This window comes from Clostridia bacterium (genome assembly GCA_035628995.1).
In the GTDB taxonomy this organism is placed as follows: domain Bacteria; phylum Bacillota; class Clostridia; order Lutisporales; family Lutisporaceae; genus BRH-c25.
In genome coordinates, this window is sequence record DASPIR010000010.1 from 205,722 (window position 1) to 230,960 (window position 25,239).

The window sequence follows — 25,239 nt, forward strand, 5'->3', positions numbered from 1 at the left end:
CTTTTATTTTAGGAAATTCAGTATCATTTTTTCTGCTGCTGTAAAATAGTCATCCAGATCGAATTTCTCTTCATCTATGAGATATTGCATTGATGCACCCATCATAATGGAAACTATCAAATATGGAAGCATCCTGTAATCTGCGGATTTATTCTCTTCAAAATCTGGATCTTTCTTTAGAACCTCAATTATGTTTTTTATCCAAATGTCAAAAGCATCTTTAAACTTTTCCCTTATTTCGGAGTTCACAGTTCCCTGCACCCAGAAGTCAAACTGCACATAGTCAATTTTCTTATGGTTGCGTATGTCATCTTTTTTTTCATAAAAAAGCCCTTGAAGATTTTCGACAAATGACTTTTCCTCCAAATCTACCGAGCTCATCCTTTTCTGAGTAAACCTCTCTTGGATGCTGTCCAGCAGAGCAATCATAAGATCATGTTTAGTTGGGTAATAGTAATGTAGGTTGGATTGTACCATACCTGCCTCTTTAGCTATAAGATGCATTCTTGTACCACTTATCTTATTTTGAGCTACTATTTCAAACGCTGCTTCCAAGATTTTATTTGTAGTATCATTAGCCATTCAAAAGCCTCATTTCACTAATTTATATCAACATTTATTGATATGCCAAAAAGTTTAAATAAGAAGGTGGCTTGCAGATAATCTTCACACGTAGGTGATCGGACATGAAGCAAGCCACTCAATTGTAAATTAAGTTATTTTCCAAAGAACCTTGATGCACTCGAATTTAATAACTGATTAAAAGTTTCCGGTGTGTTTTTAACTTTGCTCAGGAATATCATTGCTGCTATGATATATGGCTTATAGCTGGCCTCTTTATACAAAGGTGTACGGTATCTATCAAATACCGATGCAGCAACTTCACCTTCCTTGCAGCTTACCCCTGATATGTCAGCAGGTAGACAATGCATATACAAAGCTTTGCCGCCTTTTGTGAGTTTCATCATATCTTCTGTGCATTCCCAATCCTTATGATTTGCATTCTGAATCAGAAGTTCTTTTTCAAGTGCTTTGATTTCGTCAAACTTGCCGTCGCCATATAGTGCAGTCCTTTTCTCCATGGCAGCATAAGGAGCCCAGCTCTTCGGATAAACAATATCAGCATTTTCAAAGGCTTCCTTCATCGAATTGGTTTTTACAAACTTTCCGCCGCATTTTGCTGCATTTGCTCTTGCTACATCTTCTACATCAGACAGAAGTTCATAGCCGGCCGGATGAGCTAAAGTCACATCCATTCCCAGTCTTGTCATCAGCCCGATTATTCCCTGTGGTACTGACAAAGGCTTGCCATAAGAAGGTGAATAAGCCCAAGTCATAGCAACTTTCTTGCCTTTAAGTTTTTCCACGCCTCCAAAATGGTTGATCAGATGAAGCGTATCAGCCATGCTCTGTGTAGGATGATCTATATCACACTGCAGATTAACCAAGGTTGGTCTCTGCTCAAGGACCCCATCTTCATGCCCGGTCTTTACAGCTTTAGAAACCTCTCTCATGTATGTATTGCCTTTGCCGATATACATGTCATCACGGATACCGATTATATCAGCCATAAAGGAAATCATATTTGCAGTTTCACGCACTGTTTCACCGTGGGCTACCTGAGATTTTCCTTCATCCAGGTCCTGTACTGTCAGACCTAATAGATTGCAGGCACTGCTAAAGCTGAACCTTGTTCTTGTTGAATTGTCTCTGAACAACGATACTGCAAGCCCGCTGTCGAATATTTTGGAAGATATGTTGTTCTCTCTCATTTTTCGGAGTATATCTGCTGCTTGAAATACTGCATGAATCTCATCATCAGTTTTTTCCCATGTCAATAAAAAATCATTGTTGTACATATCCTTGCTGTCGAGCTTCTCAAATTGTCTAATAAGCTTTCTTATTTCTTCCATACGCACACTCCTATTAATTATTAATAATTTTCATTTTTTACCTTGGCACTTACGAAGAATAAAATTAGATTGTCTAGTCAATTCAATTATAAAATTACATGGAAATTTTGTCAATAAGGCTATTATATTTATTTGAATTCTTTTTCAACATCCTAATGCATGCATTCTACAGTTATTCAGTAATCCCGGCCATCAGCTTGCCCAGATATTCTCTGGTAGCGACCTTCTGGTCAACGATTCCCATAACCTTTCCTCCATACATAACCAAAATTCTGTCAGAAAGCTCCAGTAATTCGTCCAGTTCAGTGGAAACCAACAGAACTGCTGTACCCTTGTCCCTTTCTTCTACAATACGTGATTGGACATACTTGGTGGCTCCTATATCCAGACCTCTGGATGGGTGAACTGCAATCAGCAGGTCGGGGTCTCGGTCAAGCTCTCTGCCAACTACGAACTTTTGCTGGTTGCCTCCAGACAGGTTTCCCGCCATCTCTTTGATGCTCGGAGTCTTTATATTGTAAGTTTTGCATAGTTCTTCCGAATGCTTGTCAATCCATTTCCAGTTGAGAATTCCATGCTTGGAATATGGCGGCTGGTCATAGCACATAAGAATGAGATTTTCTTCGATGTTCATACTCTTAATCATGCCCATCCTGTGCCTATCCTCAGGAATATGTGCAATCTTGTGCTTTAGCACCTGTTTAGGGGTTTCATTAGTACAGTCAGTTGATTTGATAAAGTATTTGCCGCTTTTAACCTTATGCAGACCTGTTATACATTTTACCATTTCGGACTGGCCGTTGCCGTCTACACCGCATATGCCCAGAATTTCACCTGCAAGAAGCGAGAAACTGACATCTATAAGAACAGGACGCTTATCCTGATTAACTGCACAGAGATTCTCCACTCTGAGAATTTCCTCTCCTACGGTTGCCTCTTTCTTCCGGGTAACAAGTTCCACATTCTTTCCAACCATCAGTATGGCAAGGTCTTCTTTGTTTTTAACATCCTTTATAGCTACTGTGGTAGCCACTTTGCCCTGACGGAGCACCGTGCAGCGGTCACAAATTTCCATAATCTCAGCCAACTTATGGCTTATAAAGATAACAGTTTTTCCTTCGGAGGTGAGCTTGCGCACCATATCGAACAGACCAACAACCTCCTGGGGAGTTAGCACCGCGGTGGGTTCATCCAGAATCAGCAAGTCTGCATTTCGATACAGAGCTTTAAGAATTTCAAGCCTCTGCTGCTGTCCTACTGAAAGGTTTTCCACCCTTGTCCATGGGTCGATTTCCATGTTATATTTTTTGGCCATTTCCTTGAATTTTTCTGCGGCACTATTAAGGTCAAGTACCATGTTATTTTCCTTTAAACCGAGAATGACATTTTCAATTACTGTCAGTGCAGGAATAAGCATAAAATGTTGGTGTACCATACCTATGCCGAGTTCAATCGCTTGCTTGGTGTCTTTAATGTGTACCTTTTCGCCATGGAAGTAGATTTCGCCCTCTGACTGGTCGTACATGCCATACAGAATATTCATAAGTGTAGATTTGCCAGCTCCATTTTCGCCCAGCAAAGCGTGAACCTCACCCTTTTCAACACTAAGAGAAACATCATCGTTTGCAACTACAGACTTAAAACGCTTGGTAACATGCTTCATTTCCAAAAAAGCCATAATACATCATCCTCCCTATTCTTTAGAATATGGTACCGCACTGGCTGCCGGCTTGTTGCTTCTGCGGGACATCATACAAATCGCCACTACGGTAATGAGGTAGGGAAGCATAACCAGGAACTGATAGGGTATTCCGGTGTTAGCCGCTTGCAAGCGATATTGCATGGCTTCACCTGCTCCAAATATCAAAGCTGCAAACATTACTCCCACTGGAGTGTAGTTCCCGAATACAACTGCTGCCAAAGCCATAAAGCCACGTCCAGCAATCATTCCTTCAGTAAAAAAGCTAAGCTGGCCCATTGAAACAAAGGCCCCAGCCAAACCTGCCATAAATCCACTGAATAAAACAGCCTGATAACGTGTTTTTAGTACATTAATACCAACAGTATCACAGGCCTTTGGATGTTCTCCAACCGCACGCAGCTTCAGGCCAATGTTCGTCTTCTGAAGCACAAACCATGCAGCAGGTACTGCGAGGAAGGCAAGGTATACAGGGATTGACTGATTGAAGAAGGCTTCGCCTATAACAGGGATTTTAGAAAGTACAGGAATAGCAACCCTGTCAAATACATCGATTTTAGGTACGCTTGTACTAACCCCAAATACCACACGGTTAAGGGTTATGGTAAGACCACTTGCAAAGATATTGATTGCAGTACCCACAACCGTCTGGTCTGCACGGACAGTGATGGTAAAGAAGCCAAATATCAGAGAAAAAAACATGGTCACAGCAATTGCTACAATGGCACCCACCAATACTGAACCGGTTGTAAGGGAGCCTATAACGCCCATCAGGGCACCAATCAGCATGAGACCCTCTGTTCCTATGTTGACAATACCTGCACGTTCGCTGAATACAAGACCTAGAGCTGCTATCATAATAGGTGTAGCAGTACGGATATCAGAAGCTAAAAAGCTGGTAATACCATCTATCATTTTGATTCAGCCTCCTTTACAGTTTCGTCATTGCATGGGTTGAGTATCTGCTTTTTATTTTTAATCAGTTTAGAAAGGTTGAACATTTCTCGTCCTATTACAAATAGAATGATAAAGCCCTGAATCATGTATATAACCGCACTTGGAACCTGTGCCAGCATCTGCATTTTTCCGGAACCGCTGCGCAGGGCTCCAAAAAGGATACCTGAGAGTGCAATACCAATGGGGCTGTTATTACCAAGTAAGGCCACAGCAATTCCGTCAAAGCCGTAATTGCTGGAGAAGTCCTGAAGCAGACGGAATTGAACAGCCATGATTTCCATGGAGCCACCAATACCTGCCATACCTCCTGCCAGGAACATTGATAAAATACTGTTGGTTTTCAGGTTCATACCTGCGTAATGTCCGGCAGTGGAATTCAGTCCAATAACTCTCATCTGATATCCCCTGGTTGTACGCCACATAAAGAAATAATAAAAAAGGAGTGCAAGTATTACTACAAAGATTCCTGCGTGAAGGCGGCTTCCCTCCATTAGGTGGGGGAATCTTGCACTTGCAAGAATTTGTTTGGATTGTGGGAAAGAACCTGCTGCTGTGTCCTTCATAGGTCCTGTTACACAGAAGCTGATGAAGCTGACTGCAATGTAGTTAAGCATAATTGTAGTAATCAATTCACTGGCACCAAATCGCGTTTTCAGTACGCCTACAAGCATGCCGAAGATTGCACCTCCCAGAAAACCTGCAGCTATGGCAAGAGGAAGATGAATGGCCATGGGAAGGCCTGTAAGTGCAGTTCCAACCAGTGTGCCGGTAAGTGCGCCTGCATAGAGTTGACCCTCAGCCCCAAGGTTTATAATTCCGCAGCGTTTTGCAATAGCATAGCTGAGGCCTGTAAATATTAGAGGGCTGGCCTTGACTAGTGTTTCACCGATAGCATTGGCATTGCCGAAGGAACCTTTTATCAATGCCCGATAAGCATCAATTGGGCTGAAGCCCAGTGCTGAGATAATAATTCCACCGCCTAGCAGTGCCATTAAGATAGAGATTAGTGGATAGTAACTGCTTTTAAAGAGTGACTCTGCTTTTTTTTGTATACTATTTGCCGCCATAACTCCCCTCCTTAAGAATTCATTGTTAAAAGTTTTCCATAATAAAACTTTATCGGAACCACTAAAAGTCCCGACAAAGTTTTATTATTATATTTTAGGTTATTAATTTTAGCAAATATTACTTAAGATCGATTGTGATTTTACCTGCGGCTAAATCACTATATATAGCCTTAAGCTTTTCACGTGCATCATTTGGAACATCCTTACCTGCTTCGAACCAGTCTGTCAGGAATACAACACCTTCAGCTGCTCCCATTTTTACAACTTCCTTGCCAAGTTTACCTGCTACAAAATTCTTGTATGCAGTTTCATAAGCAATCGAGGTATCTTTGCCAATATTGATAGCCATTGACTTCGGAGCATTTTTCTCCTGGCCTACACTGGAACCAACAGTCTTGGCTGAAGTGCTTTCTTCAGCAGCCTGTAATACTCCAAGGCTGGCCGCATTACACATAGGAGAAACAACGTCAGCACCTGATTCTATTATTGCTTTTGCAGTTTCCTTTGCCTGGTTTACATTGTCCATGTTACCGATTAGAGTAGCGTTTACCTTAACATTTGCATCAATGTATTTTGCGCCCTGCTCAAAGCCTTTCCTTCCGTTGATAATTGGTGGTATTTCTGAACCTCCAACAAAGCCAACACTCTTGGTTTTACTTATAAGTGCTGCAGCAGCACCCATTAAAAAGCCTTGCTGTTCATCTGCAATCTTCAGTGCTACCAGGTTATCCCCATGAGATGTTTTTCCGTTAATTAGGATAAACTGTGTTTTAGGATACTGTGGAGCATACTGTGCTCCAATATCTTCGTAACTGTTAGTGCTCAGGAATACCACATCAAAGCCTTCTGAGCCGTATGTATTGATACTGTCTGCAAGAGAGGAAACAGGAACATTTTCTTGATAGGAGATCTCAGCGCCAAGTGCTTCGATTTTTTTAAGTCCGTTGTATGCTGTTGCATTCCAGGACATGTCGCTGATAGGACCTGAAAGAATTACAGCAACCTTCATTTTCTTGGTTTCTTGGGTAGTAGGTTCTTTAGAAGTGTTATCACTTGAAACAGGTTCTTTAGGGCTACATCCTACAATGAGAGTCATTACCATTATTAGAGCTAATACTAGTAAGGAAACTTTCTTTAATCCTTCTTTCATAACAATCCCTCCACTTTATAATTTTTATTTATTACTGCGGTCATCAACTTCTTTTTAGGAATTGTTTTGACCGCTTGTAAACACAATTGTAGCAGGAAGATTTAGCAAATGCTCAAATATAGCAGCTTATCTAAAGAAAGCCTGTCCTTTTTTTATTTAATTTCGTTACATATTACCCATTCATTAGAAATAATTGCAGCTAAGATGATGTAATATTTTGTTGATTGATTAATCAATATATTCTGACTAATATATATATTATATCAGTAGCTTTTACTAAGCGTCAACAACTATTGGTTCATGTCCATAATATTCATTTATTAGCGAATATACAAAATTTCATATAAAATTCAAAAGCAAAAAAAGCAAAAATAAAAAAGACTTCGATTGAAGTCTTTTGATTTCAATATGCACTTATTCTCTATAGCACTTCACAAACTTGCCCCAGCCAGGTTCACCTATGAACCTGCCCTCTTCAAACACCAGTTTTCCACGAGAAAAAGTCATAACAGGATACCCAGTCATTTCGTAATTCTCCCATATGGTGTAATCAACATCGGAATGCATATTTTCTTTAGAAACAACAAATTTCTTTTCCGGGTCATAAATTACTATATCTGCATCACTGCCAACTGCTATGGTCCCCTTTTGAGGTGCGCATCCGAAAACTTTTGCTACATTTGTTGAACAGACCTCTACTGCTTTGTTGAAAGATATATGTCCTTTGTTGGCCTCACTTAACATGTACGGATATAAGTTCTCTACACCCATGCAGCCGTTAGGAATTTTTGTAAAGTCATCCTTGCCCCAATCCTTTTCATAGGATTGGAATGGACAATGATCTGTTGCGACTGTAGAAATATCCCCACTTTTTAAACCTTCCCATAACGCATTCCGGCTTTCCTCCCCCTTAATAGCAGGCGAGCATACAAAATATCTTCCATCTTCTCTTTTATACACTTCATTAGTAAAGTTTAGATAATGAGGGCAGGTCTCTGCATATATTTCAAAGCCATCATCTCTGGCTTTTGTTACTTCATCCAAGCCTTCCTTGCTTGCCAAATGCACAATGTACAAGGGAGCATTGAAGGTTTTGGCAAGATAAACGATTCTCCTTACCGCATCAACCTCCACAAATTCAGGGCGGCTTACATAATGATACCATGCAGAAGTCTTGCCTTCAGAAAGCAGCTTTTTGATCCTGCTGTCAATTAGATAGGGGTTTTCTGCATGTATTGCAATCAAAGCTCCGGTTTCTTTTGACCTTTCCAGTGTAGCTGCAATTACTCCGTCATCAACCATCATACCCTTATAAACCATATAAAGCTTAAAACTGGGAACGCCAAACTCAACAGATGCTTTGAATTCATCAAGAATTTTCTCAGTCAGGTCGGTAATTGCAACATGGAAGGCATAATCTATACAAGCCTGTGGTTCAACATATTTGAATCTGTCCTGAACTGCTTCCACAAGTCCCATGCCTTTTTCCTGAGTAGCAAAATCAAAAACCATCGTAGTACCTCCGCAGGCTGCAGCCCGGGTTCCAGCCTCGTAACTGTCTGCTGAAACAGTTGCCCCGACAGGCAACTCAAGATGTACATGGGCATCAATGGCACCCGGCAATACTAATTTGCCTGCCGCATCAATAACCAAATCACCTTCCAATTCCACGTCCTTAGAAATCATCACGATTTTTCCGTTTTTCACAGCAACATCGGCCTTATATGTCTCCGATGCAGTAACGATTGTCCCGTTTTTTATTATTAGATCCATACCTTCGCTCACAAAAATCACTTCCTTTTATCCGATTCTCTTCACAGCTACAATAATACACCAACAAAAACACGAGGTAAATATAGTAATAGAAAAATCTAAAGTACAGACTATTTATATAACCCTCCGTTTATTTAGCAAAATAGGAACAGTTTCTTTTCTAAGATGTTGCTATAATAAAATTACCGTACGGAGAAAGGTGAGGTGGTACATTGAATTATAGCAAAGATATCGAAAAGTGCATTCAATACATTGAAAGACATATTAAGGAAAATATAACTATCGGAGAACTTGCCGACGAGATTGGATATTCCATTTACCATTTTTGCAGGATATTCAGTTTGTGCACAGGAATGTCCATAATGGAATATATCCGCAGCAGAAGATTATCATTAGCGGCAACTGAACTATTCAATGGTAGAAAAATTATTGATATTGCTTTAGATTATGGATTTGAAACTCAAAGTGGTTTTACCAAAGCCTTTCGTCAAGTATTTAATTATAGCCCGACACAATATTCAGCAAGAATGGCTGGATATTGCGAGGCAAAAACAACATTTGAAATCGGAGGTTATATTATGAATCCTGTTATAGTAAAAAAACCTGCATTTAAGGTTGCAGGATATGGCATACAAACAAATATTGCTGGAAGCAATTATACCAAGGATATTGCATCTTTTTGGAGTAATTACGATGGTGAGAATTTAGAAACCAAAATGTACGAAGCTCTCAACCCTCCCAAACACGGAGAGGTTGGTTTATGTATTCCATCTTCTACCTATGGGAATGTCACTTATCTTCTTGGTGTAATTGTAGATGATTTCTCAAAGGTGAAAGGTGATATGCTGACAGTGGAAGTTCCCGAAGCAGAATACGCTGTTTTTACAACTCCACCAGTAGATTCTACAAACGACCTAGAGCAAAATGAGTTTGCCAAGGTTATCAAAAACACTTGGAAGTATATATTTGAAGATTGGTTTAAGGATAGTGGCTATGTTTATGATGAAAGTAAACTTGATTTCGAGTTTTACGATGAGCGTTGCCACCATAGAGCTGATACAGTTATGGAGATATATGTTCCTGTGAAAAAATCAATCGAATGATTGTTTCGAAAAATGTAGTAGGCAGCTTTTATATAACTTGAGATAAAAAATAGAAACAGATACTTACTATTCAAAAAAGTAAGTATCTGTTTTGTGTATCTAAATCATAATTATTTAACAACGCATTATATTTGTTTTATTCTGATTTCATTAATCCAATTCCATATCCAGATAACAATAATGAAACCGAATAAATCCAAAAATAAAGAATTTATTGGAGACCAATTATGATATTTAATATATCGGAAAAAGTGCATAATGAGTTCTAAGAGTAAAAACAAAAAACTTGAAAGCAGTATATAAGGAAATTGCAGCAACTTTCTTTGTGGATAATAATATGCCAAAACTACACCTCCAAAAAATGAACTTAGCCAATACAGCGTTGGCAACTCCCCAATTAAAGGGTTGGGATATTGATATGAAAATGCACCTACTGCTATTAGAGTAGAGTCAATTGCATATAGAACTGCCATAGTAATTAACCCTGCATACCAAAGCTGGCTCCATTTTTTATAAGGTTTTATCAAAAGGATCATTAATATTGAGCTTATGAAAAAAATAATCCAACCCATTTTATAATACACCCCCTAAAATAAGTTAACTTTGATAATAGTATAACCTTAATCCAGAAAGCATATTAAATTGAATTAAATTATTAAACCCGTAACATTAGCAGACAGTTAATCAAAAAGAAAAACTGCCCCGAAGGACAGTATATTTCAATATTTGGAGGAGATAAGGGGGATCGTCGTCTGCTGCGCTTTGCTTGCATACTGCTACGTCGTCTGACGGCTCCGTACAATTTGCTAAAAACGCTCGCACAGGAGCATTTTCTTAACGCAAATTGCCCAATCGGGTTCGATCCCTATATGCAAATATACAAATAAAAACTCGCCATTTCTGACGAGTATCATACTTATTTGGTGGAGATAAGGGGGATCGAACCCCTGACCTCTTGAATGCCATTCAAGCGCGCTCCCAGCTGCGCTATACCCCCACTTAAATTGTTTAGATAACATATATTCTATATCAATTGCAAGAAAAATACAACTCCAAATACTAGTATTTTTATTTCTCCAACAGCTCTTCCATTTGGTCTAGAAGGCTTCCAAAAAGCTTTAGGGCATTATTCACCGGCACTGTTGTTGACATATCCACATTAGCAATTTTCAAGAGCTCTATCGGATAGTCTGAGCCGCCGCTTTTCAGGAACTCCAGGTATCGATCCACTGCAGGCTGCCCTTCCTTGAGTATCTGCTGAGATATGGACACAGCTGCCGAGAAGCCTGTCGCATATTTATATACATAGAAGCTGCTGTAGAAGTGTGGTATTCTTGCCCACTCCATATCTATATAGTCATCAACTACAATATCCGGTCCATAGTACTTGATGTTCAAATCTCTATATATCGAGCACAGCAGTTCAGAAGTCAAGGCTTCTCCTGCTTCGGCTTTTTCATGAATCAGCTTCTCAAACTCTGCAAACATAGTCTGCCTGTATACTGTAGTTCTGAACTGCTCCATGAAGTAATTGAGCAGATACATCTTTTTTGTCTTATCCTTTGTGGTCTCAAGAAGATGATTCATTACCAGTGCTTCATTGAGCGTTGAAGCCACCTCGGCTACGAATATTTTGTACTGTGCATATATATATGGCTGATTGCTGTCGGAATAGTGACTGTGCAGTGCATGGCCCATTTCGTGAGCTAAGGTAAACATATGATTCAAGGTGTCCGTATGGTTCAAAAGCACATAGGGATGTGAATCATAGCAGCCCCATGAATAAGCGCCGCTTCTTTTCCCCTCGTTTTCATATACGTCAATCCAGCCTGAATCAAAGCCCTTTTCCAAATCCTTTATATAATCCCTGCCAAGAACCTCCAGTCCTTCCTTTACCATATTCTTTGCTTCCTCAAAGGTAATGTCCATTTTAACTTCCTTTACCATTGGAACGTAAAGGTCATACATATGCAGTTCGTCTAGTCCCATCATTTTCTTTCTGAGTCTTACATACCTGTACATCAGCTCAAAATTGTCATGTATCGCACTTATCAGATTGTCATATACCGTAACAGGCACATTATCTGCAAAAAGTGACTCTTCCCTTGCGGAAGCATATTTTCTTGCCCTTGAGCTGAATATATTGGTCTTCACATTTGCATTAAGCAGTGCTGCAAGGGTGTTCTTCTGCTTGAAATAAGTACTGTACATCCCATCGAAGGCATCCTTCCTTACTCTTCTGTCGCTGTTTTCCATGAACTGAATATATCTGCCCTTTGTGAGCTCCACTTCATTGCCTTTTTCATCCTTGATATAAGGGAATTTAATATCCGCATTATTAAGCATTGCAAATATCGTTTCAGGAGCTTGAGCCATCTCCCCAGTCATAGCCAAAAGCTGCTCTTCGCCTGCACTTAATATATGAGGCTTTATTCTTCTGATTTCGTCTAGGTATCTCCCGTATAACCTTAAGTCCTCACTTTCTTTCAAAAACTCTTTGAGCTTCTCATCCGGAATAGCAAGAATGCCCGGTACTATGAAAGAGCTGGCGCTGTTCACTGCCACCCCGAGTGAGTCTACACGGTCTGCCAGACCCTGATAGAATGAATTGGTGCTGTCCTCATGGCTTCTCATATGAGCATATACATATGCTTTCTCAAAAAGTCTCGTCATTTCCGTACTCAGATTGAGGCACTCAAGCAGCTTTGCAGCATTTGCCGCCATAGCCTCCTTATAGGGAGACAGCCTATCCGCCATTTCTTTCACTTTTTGATAATCCTTCTCCCACAACTCGTTTGAAGCATATATAGCTTCAAGCTCCCATTTGTACTCCTGCGGTATCTCATTTCTTTTGGGAAGACTGGATCCTTTTTGCATCATATTAACCCCTCACCTTATTTAAAATTATTATTTCTTCATGCCGTCACACATCATCCGGGCGAACACTGTTCGCCCCTACCATGCTCCAGCGTCCCACTCAATCTGGAACCTCAAAGCCTTTCCCTAACCTATTGCCCATTGTCCGTCACTAAATCACGCATTTGTCCTTCCACTTGCCCTTTTTCACAAAGTACAATATGTTAAGGAACTGCACAAAGTAGGCAAAGATGTAGGTTATCCACACCCACTCAACTCCCAGGTGCATCAACTGTACAAACACAAATAGCAGTGGTATTTGCACAAGCCAGACTGAAATCAGTGCTCCAAGCATTGAAGGAGTGTTGTCTCCGGCTCCAAATAATATTGAAGCCAATGATCCGGCCGGCCCCATAAACAGAGCCGCAATGGAAAAGTACCTTAAAAACAATATGCCGATTCTAATAATTTCTTCACTATCCGTAAAAATATTCATTAGGAAAGTCGGAAATATCACAAGTATAATACCAGTAGCCACCATAAGTCCAAAGGAGATTTCAGCTGTAAGATAGCCTGCCTTCTCTGCGCTTTTACAGTCTGCTGCGCCCAGCCTCTGACCGACAATTACACTGGTGCCCATTTCCAAGCCGAAGACAGGCATTGCGACAAGGCTGACTATTCTTATACATATTCCGAAGGCTGCTACGACGGCCACTCCGTAGGAGGCTATGAATCTCATTATTAAGAAGCTGCCAATATTTCTGAGAAGACCCTCCAAACCGGTAGGAAGACCTATTGACAAAAGCTTCATATCGATTGACTTAACGAAGTAGATTCCTCTCTTAAAACCTATTCTGATAAAGGTTCTGCCTGACATGAGTATATACAGACCTATAACAAATGCTATTGCTTGAGATATCACTGTAGCATAGGCTGCGCCGGCTATTCCAAGCCCCATCCCCTTAATTCCGATATAGGGTATAACATCAAAAATCATAATGGGGTCAAGCACCATATTCAAAACTCCTGAGAAAGCCATAATATAAAGCGGCTTCTTTGCATCTCCTATGCACCTTAATGCGGTATTCACAGTATAAGAGGAGAATGCCAGCGGGAGTGTTATAAGCCTTATCCTTCCATATATCGTTGCCTGGTCAAGTACCTCACGATTCCCAGCCAGCGGGCCTAAAATGTATGGGATAAGAAAGCTCATTCCAATACCTACAATAAGAGCAAGAAGAAACTTGAAAATTATCGTCTGTTCTATGGCTTCTATAGTTCTTTCCTTGTCCCCAGAACCGTAGTATCTTGATATTATTGATACGGAGCTGGTACCTACGATATCATTGACAATATTCAATATCCACCATACTGTTGCAAATATCGTTACTGCGGCTACCGAATTGATTGATAGCTTCGCCACCCATGCCATATCAACAATTTCATATAGTGTTTCGAACATCATACCCAGCATTGTAGGTATTGAAAGGGTAAGTATTCCTTTTAATAGGCTTTTTTGCTCTATCGTTTGTGTCATATTAACCCCCCAAAATAAAATGTATATTAACTATTTTAACCTTAATGCGCATTATTTTCTATATCGAATTTTATATTGGTCAAAGCTTATAGTCATGTACAGTAAAAGTATTTAAAGTTATAATTAAACAAATAATATATGCCAGTGAACATTTAAATTACAGGAGGATATTATGAAGGATTTAATAATTAAGGAGATTCAAGGACTTGGAGAACAGCTATCTGAGATAAGTGACTATATATGCAGCAACCCTGAAATGGGAAACAACGAATTCAAGGCAATGGAGAAGTTGACTTCCTTTCTTAAGGTGTGCGGGTTCTCTGTGGAAACAAACATCATAAACAAGCCCACAGCCTTCAAAGCTGTATATGACAGCTTAAAGCCAGGCCCCTCCGTATCCTTCCTTTGCGAGTATGACGCCCTGCCCGGCATAGGTCATGGCTGTGGTCACAATATGATTGGAACCATGGGGTGCGGAGCTGCAGTCGGCCTCAGCAAGGTGCTGGATAAAACAGGAGGACGTTTAATAGTGCTTGGCACCCCCGCGGAAGAAACAGATGGAGCAAAGGTAGCAATGGCAGAAAACGGAGTCTTCAGCGATATTGATGCAGCTATGATACTGCATCCTGAAGATACGACCTATGAGAGCGGCAGTTCTCTTGCAATGGATGCATTGCAATTCGACTTCAAGGGCAAGTCCAGCCATGCCGCAGCCTCTCCTCATGAAGGCATCAATGCACTGGATGCTGTTATACTCACCTTCAATGGAATAAATGCTTTAAGACAGCATGTTACCTCCGATGTCAGAATACACGGCATCGTTAAGGAGGGCGGAAAAGCCGCCAATATTGTACCGGACAGAGCTATTGCACAGTTTTATGTAAGAGCGGGCAAAAAGAAATATCTCAAGAAAGTGGCCGAGAAGGTTAAGAATATAGCCAGAGGAGCAGCAATGATGACTGGTGCCTCCCTGGAAATAAGCAACTATGAGATCTCCTATGATGACATGAATACTAATCAGAATCTATCCAAAGCCTTCGTTGAAAACCTTAAGCAGGTTGGAGTCAATGATATACATCCTCAAAGATCCAGTTCCGGCTCAATTGATATGGGCAATGTAAGCAATGTGGTTCCAGCCATTCACCCTTACATCTCCATATCAGACACAAAGCTTGTAGGACACACCTCAGAATTCAGGGATGCAACTATGACTGACAAAGCCCATGACGCGCTGATCAAGGGTTCATGCGCTCTAGCACTTACAGGCTATGACGTATTGACAGACAAAGAGCTCTTAAAAAGAATAAAAGAAGAATTCGCTTCTATCGGAAGTACGCCCTCTACCCCGTAGACCTGCCTAACCTATTGCCCATCGCCTGTACATTATGTTACAAAATATATACAACACCACGACAATTTTATGTTAAAATAATTATAAACATGACTAAAAAGTCGCGGAAAAACTTTTAATAGGAATTATTTAGATTTCCGCGAAATACACTAAGGAAACAGAAATGCGAAATACTATTTCGCATTTTGTATAATCCATTAGGCGGGTGATTGTATTGAGGGTACTAATAGTTGATGACGAACCGGCGATAGTTGACCTAATTAAGATAAATCTTGAGTTGGAAGGCTTCGACACCTGCGTTTGCTATACAGGACAGCAAGCAATCAAGGCTGCGCCTATATTCACTCCGGATCTAATAATCCTGGATATAATGCTTCCTGATCTCAGTGGCTTTGAGGTATGCAAGCAACTTCAGAGTCTAAGCATACCTATAATAATGCTCACTGCTAAGAATGACATCAAGGACAAGCTGTACGGCCTTGAGCTGGGTGCAGATGACTATATAACCAAGCCCTTCGACAGCAGGGAACTGACTGCAAGGATAAAAACCGTACTCAGAAGAATTGATAAATTCAGTGCAAAGGAAGATACCAATATACAATTAGGACCGATAATGATTAATACAGCGGAACGGCAGGTCTATCTTGATGGAGAGGAGATGCTTCTGACCCCAAAGGAATATGACCTTCTTATGCTTCTATGTGAGAACCAAAGAAAGGTCTTTTCCCGTGAAAACCTCCTTGAGCTGGTATGGAAGTTCGAATACATAGGAGACAGCAGGACCGTAGACATGCATGTCCAGAGACTGAGGAAAAAGCTTGGCAAATATAACTTCTTTATAAAAACCGTATTTGGAATCGGTTATAAATTTGAGGTACATATATGAAACTAAAACATAAAATTATTGCACTTAATATGGGTGCTCTTTTTTTCATGCTCATTATTTTAGGAACCATACTTACACAAATAACAGACAACTATAACCTGAGGACCACACTTCAATATCTTGAAAACCAAAGCAATTACTCGGCCATATATATTGAACAATATGCACTAAGTAAAGCCCCCAATGATTTTGAGGTTCCTGCTGTTATGAACACTAGTGCCAATTATCTCGCAGAAGTGTTGAAGGAATCTGTCAAATGCAGAGTGCAGATATTCTATGGCACTGAATTGCTCGGGGATTCAGAAGAGTCAACAAGCTCTGATGAAGTCGTAAGACCTGAAATTGCAGAAACCTTCCAGAAAAACAAGGCATATTTTGTTTCGCCAGGTAAGAACAGGGTGTTCTATTATGCAGTGCCTGTAAGCATCAGCAACAGGTACACCTACTCCCTGGGCTTCATATACGACCTTGATGAAGCTGATAACATGAAGAGTAATACAATAAAAATGTTCGTACTCACCGGGGTGTTCCTTTCAGTCTTTATGATGTTTGGCAGCACCTTGATTTCCAATAGGATAACGAATCCAATAAAAATACTGAATGAAGCCACCAAGCAGTTTTCTGAAGGCAATTTTGAAAGCCGTGCAGTCGCAGCCACCCATGATGAGATTGGAGATCTCTCCACCACCTTCAATTCTATGGCGGACAGCATTAAAGATATGATAACAAAGCTTAGCAGCGAAAAGGAAAAGCAAAAATACTTTTTTGATAATTTTACCCATGAGATTCGTACCCCCCTTACCACTATTCTGGGCTATACCGAGCTTTTATGGAAAACCAACGATGAAGAGGTAAGGGATAAAAGCCTTTTTTATATAACCTCCGAAGGAAAAAGAATGCTTAAAATGATGGAAAGGCTTCTTGAGCTCTCAAAGCTGAAGAACTACAGCTTCGAAATAAACAAATCAGAATCAAACCTAAAGAAGCTTATAGAGGACGCCTGCGATTCAATGCAGTATAAAATGAAAAGATACAGCACCAGCTGCAGGCTTAATTTGGAAAATATCACCCTGAAAGTGGACCCTGACCTCTTTAAGCAGGTAGTAATAAACATTATTGACAACTGCATCAAATACAGTAAATCCCCCGTCATTGATATAAATTTGAGTCGCCATGAGGTTATAAAGCTTGAAATTATAGACTATGGCTGTGGAATAGATCAAAAGAACCTTGAGAGTGTATTCGACCCCTATTACAAGGTGGATCAATCCAGGAACAGCAAGACCGAGGGCTGGGGCTTGGGCCTGTCTATCGTTAAGGAAATAGTTGACAAGCATGGTGGAAATATAGAGATTATCAGTATTCCCCAGAAAGGTACCAGTATAATAATAACTTTAGTCTAGCCTTTATATGGAGGATAATAATGAAAAGATTAGCTTTTATATTGTCGGTTTCAATTATTTTGCTGTCAGGCTGTGCCATAAAGCAAGGACATTTGGTTGTCATTAATGATAAGAGTCAAAGCGAGACACAGCAGGACAAAAGTCTATATGAACATCTGAATGTTGAATTTCAAAAGTTTCCCATAGAAAAATACGCAGAAGCAGCCGGTAAAGTTGGTGCAGATTTGAAGCCCCTTGCAGTATCTCCGGACTATAGTATGGTTCTTGCCTATCAGACCACCGGAAGCTCTATCGCAGATATCGCAAACAATAGAGTAGTAATTGGGAATCTGGTGCAGGAAATTAGCCTTTACATGGTCTTCACTGAAAGCGGAGAGTGCAAAAGCCTCGGGAAGTATCTGTCACTCAAGGATTTCCGTTTTGATGAAACAGGAAAATCCTTGGCCTTCATTGATGGAAGCAGCAATATATTTATGTATAACAGCATAACAGGACAGCTGCAAAAGCTGGTTTCCGCCGAGAAATGGAATTCTTACTACAATTTAAGCTGGTCAAAGGATTCAAAAAGTCTGATTATAAACACTCGTATGGAATTCGATATAGCTTCCAGGGAGTTCATATCAATTGCAGTGGACAGCTATACCCCTTTTATAAAAAGGAAATTCAGCGACGACAGTTACATAGTTCAGATGAAAAATGACGATTATAACGACATGATTGCTTTTTACGACTTCAGCAAAAAAAGCTTTACCAGCATCGCAAACGGTATTTTCATTGATTCCGACAATTCAAACGTGATATATACCAAAGACTTTATGAGCGGGCTCAATGTTGTCAACCTGAAAACCTTAGAGAGCAAATCCATTGAAAACGCACCGATATACTGCTCTTATATAATGAAATCAACCGGTGATATCCTGTACACAACTCTAAACAATGACCTTGACAGCCGCTTCAGATATTTGCTGGTAAAAATCAACCCGACTTCCATGACAAGAACTACAGCCAAGCTTTCAACGCCGACCTTTTATATGAGTCCGGCTGAGGATAAGCTGTACTTTATAAGCGGCTACAGTGAAAACAGCATTGACGTAAATGCCAAGGACCTCAGAGTATATCAAAACAATTTAAGAAATGATGATACAGATATGTATGGAATAAAGACAACCTTGCTTAAGATGTTTCAACTAGACTATAAGTTCAATGATACCTATGAAAAATACGAGAATAAAGCCAAGGAAATATACACTAATTCCTATGACCCACTCCCTCAGGAAGCCCTGGAAAATAAACTGGTGGACTTTAAAAGATATAATTTGCCTATACCGACTCATCAACGGGAGGACCATATACCTCCGACTATTTATTTCGATCAGCTTAGCGTCAGCAGCACTAAGGCTTCGGTAAACTTGGGCCTGTACTATATCAACTCAGTTGAAATGATAAAAACCGGAGAGAAATGGTATATCACTGGCTTCTCAACCCATTCAGCTTCTGCTGAAGTAAATGCTATTAACGCAATTGTAAGAAAGCATCTTAACGATATTAAGTTCAAGAATAGGGATGAAGCCGTAAAGTATTGGATAGCAGCGGAAGATAATGAGTACCGGGCAGCCCAGAGAAAAATTGTCGAAGATCTTATAAAGAACGCTGATAAGCTCACCTTTGAAGTCGGAGAGATTGAGCTCTGGTCCTTGAGCGATCCCCATAGAGCTGAAAGCGCCGAAAGGTCCACCAACGCAAAAGTAAAAGTAATTATCCAGGATGGTACCAACACTATGAAATATAAGCTTGTACTTTCCAGACAATATAAGCAGCAGTTTGAAATAGAAAGCTGGAATACTGACCCTTTGAGCATTTCGCAGTTGTTTTAGCACAGGCAATGGGCAATGGGTTAGGGATGGTCTTTGGAGATTTAGGAAAATTGATGCGCGTTACTCATTTCGAGTTTCGCGCATTTTAATTTTAATTATAAAAAAGGGCATTCTATAACCGAGGTGAAGAAAATGTATCGTGATAGTGATGGTAAAAAAACCAGCGCTGCTATTATTCCAATACAAAATATGATAAACGGCGGCGGTGTGATATTTTTTGGCGAAGATCCAGGAGTCATTGGTGATATAGACGATGATGACAACATCCGAGAAAAGAACATTGAAAAACTATCCAGGTAGCATTTACGACCTCATACACCTGCGGCATAATAAAAGGGCGTTTTCCCTTGCCGCAGGAAAATACCCTCTCTTATGGGCATTGCTAATCTAAAGTTTTCTTGAACTTTTTCATTGTCACAATTATTATTACAGCAATCTGAAGCATTAGTATTGTTGTAACCTCCGCAAGATAATTCAGTCCAACCCCTTTTACTATTATCCCTCTCAATATTTCTAAAAAATACGTTATTGGGAATGCACAGCTTATAGCATAAATAAGCTTTGGCATGGCTTCCCTGGGAAACATGAAGCCTGAAAGCAGCACACTGGGCAGTATAAAGAGCATTGCTGCCTGCATTGCCTGAAGCTGAGACTTGGCCACCGTCGAAATCAGCATTCCCATCGCAAGTGCTCCGATGAGAAATACTGAGCCTAGCAAAATCAACAGCGGAAGACTTCCCTTTATAGCTACTCCAAACATAATATAACTTAATCCCAATATAATTATAAAATCATAAAAGCCAATTATTATATATGGTATCAGCTTGCCTACAATCAGCTCCAAAGGAGTGACCGGGGTCATTATAAGCTGTTCTATAGTCCCTCTTTCCCTCTCCCTTACCATTGCAAAGGCCGTCAGAATGATGGTTATATTCTGCAGTATCAGTCCCACCACTCCCGGCACATTGAACTTGCTGCTCTCCAGAGTGGGATTATACATAACCAGCGGCTTTGCACTTACAGCCGGTGCAGTACCAGCCGCAAGCAAGGCTTTTTTTGCTTGAAGCTCCCGAAGCTTGATTGTGTGGTTATTTGCCAATATAACTGAGTATGACATGGCAGTCCTTGCGATTGTCGGATCAGAGCCATCAACCAGTATCTGTATTTGTGCAGTCTGGTTCCTTTTTATTTCTCTGGCATAATCTGTTGGAATCACAAGCCCTACCTTGACTATGCCTTTATCAATGTATTCTTCCACCTTGTCCATTGATTCTACCATTTCAAAGGCTTTGAAGTAGTATGAGTTGTTGAACTTATCTATAAGTTCTCTGCTCTCAGGTGTTCTGCTCTCATCACATACCACCAGGTCCACATGGTTTACATCTGTATTTACCGCATAACCGAATATGAGCAGCATCATGACGGGTGCGACAAGAGCCATAATAAGGCTTGCCCTGTCCCGCTTTATATGTATGAACTCTTTCTTGGTTATTGTCAAAAGCCTTTTGAACTTCATTCCTGCACCCCGCCTTCCGACCTTTTGGCCTTGAGGTCCTTGAATGAGGATATCACTTCTTTATTTGTCAATTGCTTTACATAGTGTATGAAGATATCCTCCAAGTTCTGAGTATTATGCTTTTTGTATAGTTCCTGCGGAGTATCAATTGTAATAAGATCGCCATTGTATATAAAGCCAATTATATCGCATATCGAAGCCTCATCCATGTAGTGGGTCGTCACAAGCACTGTTATTCCGCCACCGACCAGCTGTGTTATTGAATTCCAGAATTCTCTCCTGGAAACAGGGTCCACTCCTGCTGTCGGCTCATCAAGTATAAGAAGACTTGGGTTGTGTATAAGGGAACAGCCTAAGGCCAGCCTCTGCTTCCAGCCCCCCGAAAGTGTACCTGCCAGGCTTTTCTCCTTGCCTTTCAGGTTAGCCATCTCTATAAGCTGCTTCTTCCTTTCTTGCAGCTGCTCTCTGGGCATCATATATATATTTCCATAGAAGTCCAGGTTTTCTTCCACCGTCAGATCCTCGTAAAGGCTGAACTTCTGCGACATATACCCTATATTATGCTTTATCATTTCTGTATCCTTTATAAGGTCGTAACCCAGGACCTTCCCTTCACCGGAGGTAGGACGTATCACTCCGCATATCATCCTTATAGTTGTTGACTTGCCAGAGCCGTTAGGTCCCAGGAAACCAAATATCTTTCCTTTTGGTATATCAAAAGATATACCATTTACGGCTGTGAAGCTGCCGAATTTCTTTGTAAGATTTTTTATTGAAATTGCGTAATCCATATCCCTCACCCGCTACTTTACATTGACATCCAGCAGCATACCGGGCTTTATGCTGTCCAGATTGTCCATTATCTTTACTTTCACTGCAAATACCAGCTTCATTCTGTCTTCTTTTGTAACTATGTTAATCGGGGTGAACTCGGCTTCAGGGGAAATGTATATTATCTGTCCTTTTATTTCCCTGCCCTTGATGTAATCGCTTTTTATGCTCACCTGCTTACCCAGCTTCAGGCTTGGCAGGGCCTTCTCCGGTACATATATCTTCACCCAAAGGTTAGACTGATCCGTTATTGTCATTAATGGGCTTCCCAAACCTACATACTCACCTTCGCTAAAGTTCACCGTCTCAATGATTCCGTCCTTTGCTGCCGACACCTTGCTCTTATCCAGCACGAGTTTCGTAAGCTCCAACCCTTTTTCCGCCTGTGCTACACCGTACTCTGAAGCACTTATGCTTCTCTCTGTTGCGCCATTTATCAGAAGCCTGAGCTTTTCCTGTGATGCAGCAAGCTGCGCGTTTGCACCGTCCAACTGTGCCTTTGACCCTGAAAGCTGTGCTTTTGCACTTTCAACTGAATGCTTGGCGCTTTCCAGAGCATTTAGTGCTGTATTCATTGCATACTCTGCATTCTTCAGGTCCTGCTCAGTAGCAGCACCTGTATCAAAAAGCACCTTTATATCATCATATTGATCTTTCTTTAAGGTAAAGGTTTCCTGTGACGACTTGAGATTTTGCTCTGCTTGCCCAACGGTCGCATCAACTTGTTTTACAGCGTTTTGGACTTGTCTCGCTGCAGCTTCCCCCTGTTGAACTAGCGCCCGCTGAATGTTTATCTCTTCTTCCCTGTTTCCCTCTGCTGTCCTTGCGAGCTCATTCTCTGCACTTTCCACAGAAATCTCTGATTGTTCTGCTTTTACCTGGTTCTCAGGAGTATCAATAACTGCCAAAAGGCTTCCTGCCCTAACCATCTGTCCCTCCTGAACCTTTATCTCCTTAATCCGTCCACTGACCTCAGCACTGACATCTATCTGTTCAGCTTCAGCAGTACCGTAAAATACAAAGCTGTCCCCCGTTCCTGAAGTGATTGACCTAACATATGTAAAGCCAATGTAAGCAACAACCGCGATTAATACAATAGCTACAGGAATAACAATCTTCTTCTTAGATTTCATGCCTTACCCCTCTTTCTTAACACATATTCCATTCATAAAAATATCCAGTACCACATCCAATTCCTTATCAACATCGAGTGACTTTTTCAATACGTTGCCTTCCAACACAACTGTAGCAAGCATACCAATGAAGCTCCTTACTGCTGTATGAGGATTAATATCCCTGAATATTCCTTTTGCAACGCCCAAACCATAGAAGCCTTCAGCCATTTTGATTACTTTAGGTATGAACTGGCCTACATACTCATTCATAATATCCTCATGAAACGGGAGTTCGTTCACAAGTATTTTAAATGCGCTTATATTCTCATTCACTTTTACAACTTTGCTTTTTATAAAACCTTTGATTTCCTGTTTAGCATCCGCTGAAGATGCTAAGTTTTGAAAATCCTCAGTTGATTCGAACATTATACCTGGTATGATTTCATGGACTATTTTGTTCAAAACACTCCTTAATATATCTTTCTTCGTACTATAATACTTAAAAACGGTCCCCTCGGAGACTCCCGAATCCTTTGCGATATCAGCAGTTTTGGTGCCATGATACCCTTTTTTTGCAAAGTGCCGTATAGCTGTATCTAAAATTCTATCCTGCGTTTCACTGCTATTTCCCATGTAACTTAACAACCTCCCCCATAAGTGAGTGACTACTCACTTATTATTATAGTAATATTATCCTTTTCTGTCAAGATGGTAGAAAGATAAATGTCCACACTAAAAAAGTCACGACCACATGAGGCGTGACTTATGCCGGATTTGATCAGGCAATGAGATATGCATTTCAATGCACCCTCCCATGTATCAACTATATTACCGCGTATATCTTACTCCACATCACCCTGTTCCAAAAGCCCCATCAATACATTGATCGCATATAGCGGAATATTTGTTAGCCAAGACTCCTGTCTATAATCAGACATGGAGCTGCGAAAAGCCAGTTTTGGCTGGTATTTTAAACAATAATTTTTAAGGCTTTTTGCCTGTAAGTTTTCTGATGCTTTAACTTCAAGAGGAATAATATCTCCGCCACTCTGAAAAATAAAATCAATTTCACCAGTAGATTTTTCAGCTGACCAATAATACGGTGTTACTTTACCGCTTGATTTAAGTTGCTGGAGTACATATTGCTCAGTTAAAGCTCCTTTGAACTCCTCAAACATTTTGTTACCTTCAAGTATTGATTTCAAATCAAGGTCACTCATTGCAGCAAGTAATCCCACATCAACTATAAACAGCTTAAAAGCATTAAAATCTTGATATGCAATTAGCGGCATATCAGGTTTTGATATACGACCCACTTTATATATCAAGCCGCAATCAATAAGCCATGTCATAGCAAGCTCATATTCTCTTGCTCGCGCCCCTTGTCTAATTAGTCCATATATAAATTTTCGGCTTTCCTTAGCAAGTTGTGATGGGATAGACGCCCACAGCATTCTAATTCGTGGCACAGCTTCATTTGGCGCATGCTTTGAAAAGTCTTGCTCATAAGCCTTGAGAATTTTCTTTTGTATATCGCGTGCCATAGAATAATCAGATGAAGCCACAAAGCTTGCCACCACCTCCGGCATCCCACCGATATAATAGTATTGCTTTAGTAGATCAATATATTTGCCTTTAAAGGTTGTAATCATCTCAAAATCATGAGTCTGTAAAAGGTCCACAAGATTATTATTACCAGTCGCACTCAAAAACTCCAAAAAATCCAAAGGATACAAATCCAGAAAGTCTACCTTGCCTACTGGGAATGAAGTACCCGGATGGAGTGCTACCCCGAGCAGGCTTCCAGCGGCAATTATTTGATATTCTGGTGCATTTTCGCAGAAATATTTGAGTGATGTAAGTGCTCGAGGCACCTCCTGTATCTCATCAAAAATAATCAATGTAGTTTCTGCATCAATTGTAACATCTGTCTCAATCTGCAGAGCAGTAATAATTCTTTTTATATCCAGGTTGCCACTAAATAGGCTTTCCATACGTTCATTATTGTCGAAATTTATATATGCACAGCTTTTATACTGCGTATGAGCAAACTCATTCATAAGCCATGTTTTACCGACCTGCCTTGCTCCTCTTACGATTAATGGCTTTCGGTATTTGCTATTCTTCCATTTGATTAAATCGTTCATAGTTTGCCTAAACATATGCAACACCTCCATATTACTTTTGCAGTAAGCATAGCATGAAGTT

The 25,239-nt window shown here is 40.4% G+C and carries 21 protein-coding genes and 1 tRNA gene; 6 read left to right on the forward strand and 16 right to left on the reverse strand.

Translation table 11 applies throughout. The features are described 5' to 3' along the window. Positions 1-3 precede the first annotated feature (3 nt). The 7 genes from VEB00_03780 to hydA all read right to left on the reverse strand — a co-directional run bounded on the left by VEB00_03780 (position 4) and on the right by hydA (position 8,559). Complete coding sequence (locus VEB00_03780) at positions 4-582, reverse strand: TetR/AcrR family transcriptional regulator (protein HYF82134.1); 579 nt, start codon at positions 580-582, stop codon at positions 4-6. A 134-nt stretch (positions 583-716) separates the two neighbouring features. Then, positions 717-1,913: a knotted carbamoyltransferase YgeW gene (ygeW, locus tag VEB00_03785; GenBank protein ID HYF82135.1), complete on the reverse strand. Its 1,197-nt coding sequence runs from the start codon at positions 1,911-1,913 to the stop codon at positions 717-719. Between the two features lie 172 nt (positions 1,914-2,085). After that, positions 2,086-3,594 (reverse strand): ABC transporter ATP-binding protein, encoded by a 1,509-nt coding sequence (locus tag VEB00_03790; protein ID HYF82136.1) that lies wholly within the window; start codon positions 3,592-3,594, stop codon positions 2,086-2,088. 12 nt (positions 3,595-3,606) lie between these two features. After that, positions 3,607-4,527 carry an ABC transporter permease gene (locus VEB00_03795; protein HYF82137.1) on the reverse strand — a complete coding sequence of 307 codons (921 nt, stop codon included), beginning with the start codon at positions 4,525-4,527 and terminating at the stop codon, positions 3,607-3,609. Next, on the reverse strand, positions 4,524-5,636 hold the full coding sequence (locus VEB00_03800) for an ABC transporter permease (GenBank protein HYF82138.1): 1,113 nt from the start codon (positions 5,634-5,636) through the stop codon (positions 4,524-4,526). Before VEB00_03800 ends, VEB00_03795 begins: the two co-directional genes overlap by 4 nt. Positions 5,637-5,754: 118 nt before the next feature. Further along, the gene (locus VEB00_03805; GenBank protein ID HYF82139.1) at positions 5,755-6,786 is read right to left on the reverse strand and encodes a BMP family protein; all 1,032 of its coding nucleotides are present in this window, start codon (positions 6,784-6,786) and stop codon (positions 5,755-5,757) included. 414 nt (positions 6,787-7,200) lie between these two features. Next, positions 7,201-8,559 carry a dihydropyrimidinase gene (hydA, locus tag VEB00_03810; protein HYF82140.1) on the reverse strand — a complete coding sequence of 453 codons (1,359 nt, stop codon included), beginning with the start codon at positions 8,557-8,559 and terminating at the stop codon, positions 7,201-7,203. A gap of 212 nt (positions 8,560-8,771) precedes the next feature. Between hydA and VEB00_03815 the strand changes: the two genes are divergently transcribed. Then, positions 8,772-9,662 carry an AraC family transcriptional regulator gene (locus VEB00_03815; GenBank protein ID HYF82141.1) on the forward strand — a complete coding sequence of 297 codons (891 nt, stop codon included), beginning with the start codon at positions 8,772-8,774 and terminating at the stop codon, positions 9,660-9,662. A gap of 125 nt (positions 9,663-9,787) precedes the next feature. Here the strand turns inward: VEB00_03815 and VEB00_03820 are convergent, their stop codons facing one another. From VEB00_03820 to VEB00_03835, 4 genes are all read right to left on the reverse strand, one after another. Next, positions 9,788-10,234, reverse strand: a complete 447-nt coding sequence (locus tag VEB00_03820; GenBank protein HYF82142.1) for a hypothetical protein — start codon at positions 10,232-10,234, stop codon at positions 9,788-9,790. A 349-nt stretch (positions 10,235-10,583) separates the two neighbouring features. Next, a tRNA-Ala gene (locus VEB00_03825) sits at positions 10,584-10,659 on the reverse strand. A gap of 71 nt (positions 10,660-10,730) precedes the next feature. Next, complete coding sequence (gene pepF / locus VEB00_03830) at positions 10,731-12,539, reverse strand: oligoendopeptidase F (protein HYF82143.1); 1,809 nt, start codon at positions 12,537-12,539, stop codon at positions 10,731-10,733. A gap of 151 nt (positions 12,540-12,690) precedes the next feature. Further along, a complete protein-coding gene (locus VEB00_03835) occupies positions 12,691-14,055 on the reverse strand; it encodes an MATE family efflux transporter (protein ID HYF82144.1) in 1,365 nt (454 codons plus the stop codon). Between the two features lie 172 nt (positions 14,056-14,227). On the opposite strand from VEB00_03835, the gene VEB00_03840 reads away from it, so the two are divergent. The 5 genes from VEB00_03840 to VEB00_03860 all read left to right on the forward strand — a co-directional run bounded on the left by VEB00_03840 (position 14,228) and on the right by VEB00_03860 (position 19,869). Continuing rightward, positions 14,228-15,406: a M20 family metallopeptidase gene (locus VEB00_03840; GenBank protein HYF82145.1), complete on the forward strand. Its 1,179-nt coding sequence runs from the start codon at positions 14,228-14,230 to the stop codon at positions 15,404-15,406. Positions 15,407-15,620: 214 nt separating this feature from the next. Beyond that, positions 15,621-16,292, forward strand: coding sequence for a response regulator transcription factor (locus tag VEB00_03845; protein HYF82146.1), 672 nt, complete (start codon positions 15,621-15,623; stop codon positions 16,290-16,292). After that, positions 16,289-17,695 carry a HAMP domain-containing sensor histidine kinase gene (locus VEB00_03850; GenBank protein ID HYF82147.1) on the forward strand — a complete coding sequence of 469 codons (1,407 nt, stop codon included), beginning with the start codon at positions 16,289-16,291 and terminating at the stop codon, positions 17,693-17,695. Before VEB00_03845 ends, VEB00_03850 begins: the two co-directional genes overlap by 4 nt. Positions 17,696-17,715: 20 nt before the next feature. Continuing rightward, positions 17,716-19,569, forward strand: coding sequence for a hypothetical protein (locus VEB00_03855; GenBank protein ID HYF82148.1), 1,854 nt, complete (start codon positions 17,716-17,718; stop codon positions 19,567-19,569). 132 nt (positions 19,570-19,701) lie between these two features. Next, the gene (locus tag VEB00_03860) at positions 19,702-19,869 is read left to right on the forward strand and encodes a hypothetical protein (protein ID HYF82149.1); all 168 of its coding nucleotides are present in this window, start codon (positions 19,702-19,704) and stop codon (positions 19,867-19,869) included. 82 nt (positions 19,870-19,951) lie between these two features. Here the strand turns inward: VEB00_03860 and VEB00_03865 are convergent, their stop codons facing one another. The 5 genes from VEB00_03865 to VEB00_03885 form a co-directional block, all read right to left on the reverse strand. Further along, positions 19,952-21,085, reverse strand: coding sequence for an ABC transporter permease (locus tag VEB00_03865; GenBank protein HYF82150.1), 1,134 nt, complete (start codon positions 21,083-21,085; stop codon positions 19,952-19,954). Next, positions 21,082-21,876 (reverse strand): ABC transporter ATP-binding protein, encoded by a 795-nt coding sequence (locus tag VEB00_03870; GenBank protein ID HYF82151.1) that lies wholly within the window; start codon positions 21,874-21,876, stop codon positions 21,082-21,084. The genes VEB00_03865 and VEB00_03870 overlap by 4 nt, the downstream gene beginning before the upstream one ends. 12 nt (positions 21,877-21,888) lie before the next feature. Then, positions 21,889-23,049 (reverse strand): efflux RND transporter periplasmic adaptor subunit, encoded by a 1,161-nt coding sequence (locus VEB00_03875; protein HYF82152.1) that lies wholly within the window; start codon positions 23,047-23,049, stop codon positions 21,889-21,891. Positions 23,050-23,052: 3 nt separating this feature from the next. Continuing rightward, positions 23,053-23,664, reverse strand: coding sequence for a TetR/AcrR family transcriptional regulator (locus VEB00_03880; protein ID HYF82153.1), 612 nt, complete (start codon positions 23,662-23,664; stop codon positions 23,053-23,055). 209 nt (positions 23,665-23,873) lie between these two features. Further along, positions 23,874-25,193, reverse strand: coding sequence for an ATP-binding protein (locus VEB00_03885; GenBank protein ID HYF82154.1), 1,320 nt, complete (start codon positions 25,191-25,193; stop codon positions 23,874-23,876). Between the last annotated feature and the right edge of the window lie 46 nt (positions 25,194-25,239).

What these genes read in the sequence shown, in the direction of transcription:
- VEB00_03780 (HYF82134.1), bottom strand. Translation starts at nt 582, where the DNA reads ATGGCTAATGATACTACAAATAAAATCTTGGAAGCAGCGTTTGAAATA.
- ygeW (HYF82135.1), bottom strand. Translation starts at nt 1,913, where the DNA reads ATGGAAGAAATAAGAAAGCTTATTAGACAATTTGAGAAGCTCGACAGC.
- VEB00_03795 (HYF82137.1), bottom strand. Translation starts at nt 4,527, where the DNA reads ATGATAGATGGTATTACCAGCTTTTTAGCTTCTGATATCCGTACTGCT.
- VEB00_03800 (HYF82138.1), bottom strand. Translation starts at nt 5,636, where the DNA reads ATGGCGGCAAATAGTATACAAAAAAAAGCAGAGTCACTCTTTAAAAGC.
- VEB00_03805 (HYF82139.1), bottom strand. Translation starts at nt 6,786, where the DNA reads ATGAAAGAAGGATTAAAGAAAGTTTCCTTACTAGTATTAGCTCTAATA.
- hydA (HYF82140.1), bottom strand. Translation starts at nt 8,559, where the DNA reads ATGGATCTAATAATAAAAAACGGGACAATCGTTACTGCATCGGAGACA.
- VEB00_03820 (HYF82142.1), bottom strand. Translation starts at nt 10,234, where the DNA reads ATGGGTTGGATTATTTTTTTCATAAGCTCAATATTAATGATCCTTTTG.
- pepF (HYF82143.1), bottom strand. Translation starts at nt 12,539, where the DNA reads ATGCAAAAAGGATCCAGTCTTCCCAAAAGAAATGAGATACCGCAGGAG.
- VEB00_03835 (HYF82144.1), bottom strand. Translation starts at nt 14,055, where the DNA reads ATGACACAAACGATAGAGCAAAAAAGCCTATTAAAAGGAATACTTACC.
- VEB00_03840 (HYF82145.1), top strand. Translation starts at nt 14,228, where the DNA reads ATGAAGGATTTAATAATTAAGGAGATTCAAGGACTTGGAGAACAGCTA.
- VEB00_03850 (HYF82147.1), top strand. Translation starts at nt 16,289, where the DNA reads ATGAAACTAAAACATAAAATTATTGCACTTAATATGGGTGCTCTTTTT.
- VEB00_03855 (HYF82148.1), top strand. Translation starts at nt 17,716, where the DNA reads ATGAAAAGATTAGCTTTTATATTGTCGGTTTCAATTATTTTGCTGTCA.
- VEB00_03860 (HYF82149.1), top strand. Translation starts at nt 19,702, where the DNA reads ATGTATCGTGATAGTGATGGTAAAAAAACCAGCGCTGCTATTATTCCA.
- VEB00_03865 (HYF82150.1), bottom strand. Translation starts at nt 21,085, where the DNA reads ATGAAGTTCAAAAGGCTTTTGACAATAACCAAGAAAGAGTTCATACAT.
- VEB00_03870 (HYF82151.1), bottom strand. Translation starts at nt 21,876, where the DNA reads ATGGATTACGCAATTTCAATAAAAAATCTTACAAAGAAATTCGGCAGC.
- VEB00_03875 (HYF82152.1), bottom strand. Translation starts at nt 23,049, where the DNA reads ATGAAATCTAAGAAGAAGATTGTTATTCCTGTAGCTATTGTATTAATC.
- VEB00_03880 (HYF82153.1), bottom strand. Translation starts at nt 23,664, where the DNA reads ATGGGAAATAGCAGTGAAACGCAGGATAGAATTTTAGATACAGCTATA.
- VEB00_03885 (HYF82154.1), bottom strand. Translation starts at nt 25,193, where the DNA reads ATGTTTAGGCAAACTATGAACGATTTAATCAAATGGAAGAATAGCAAA.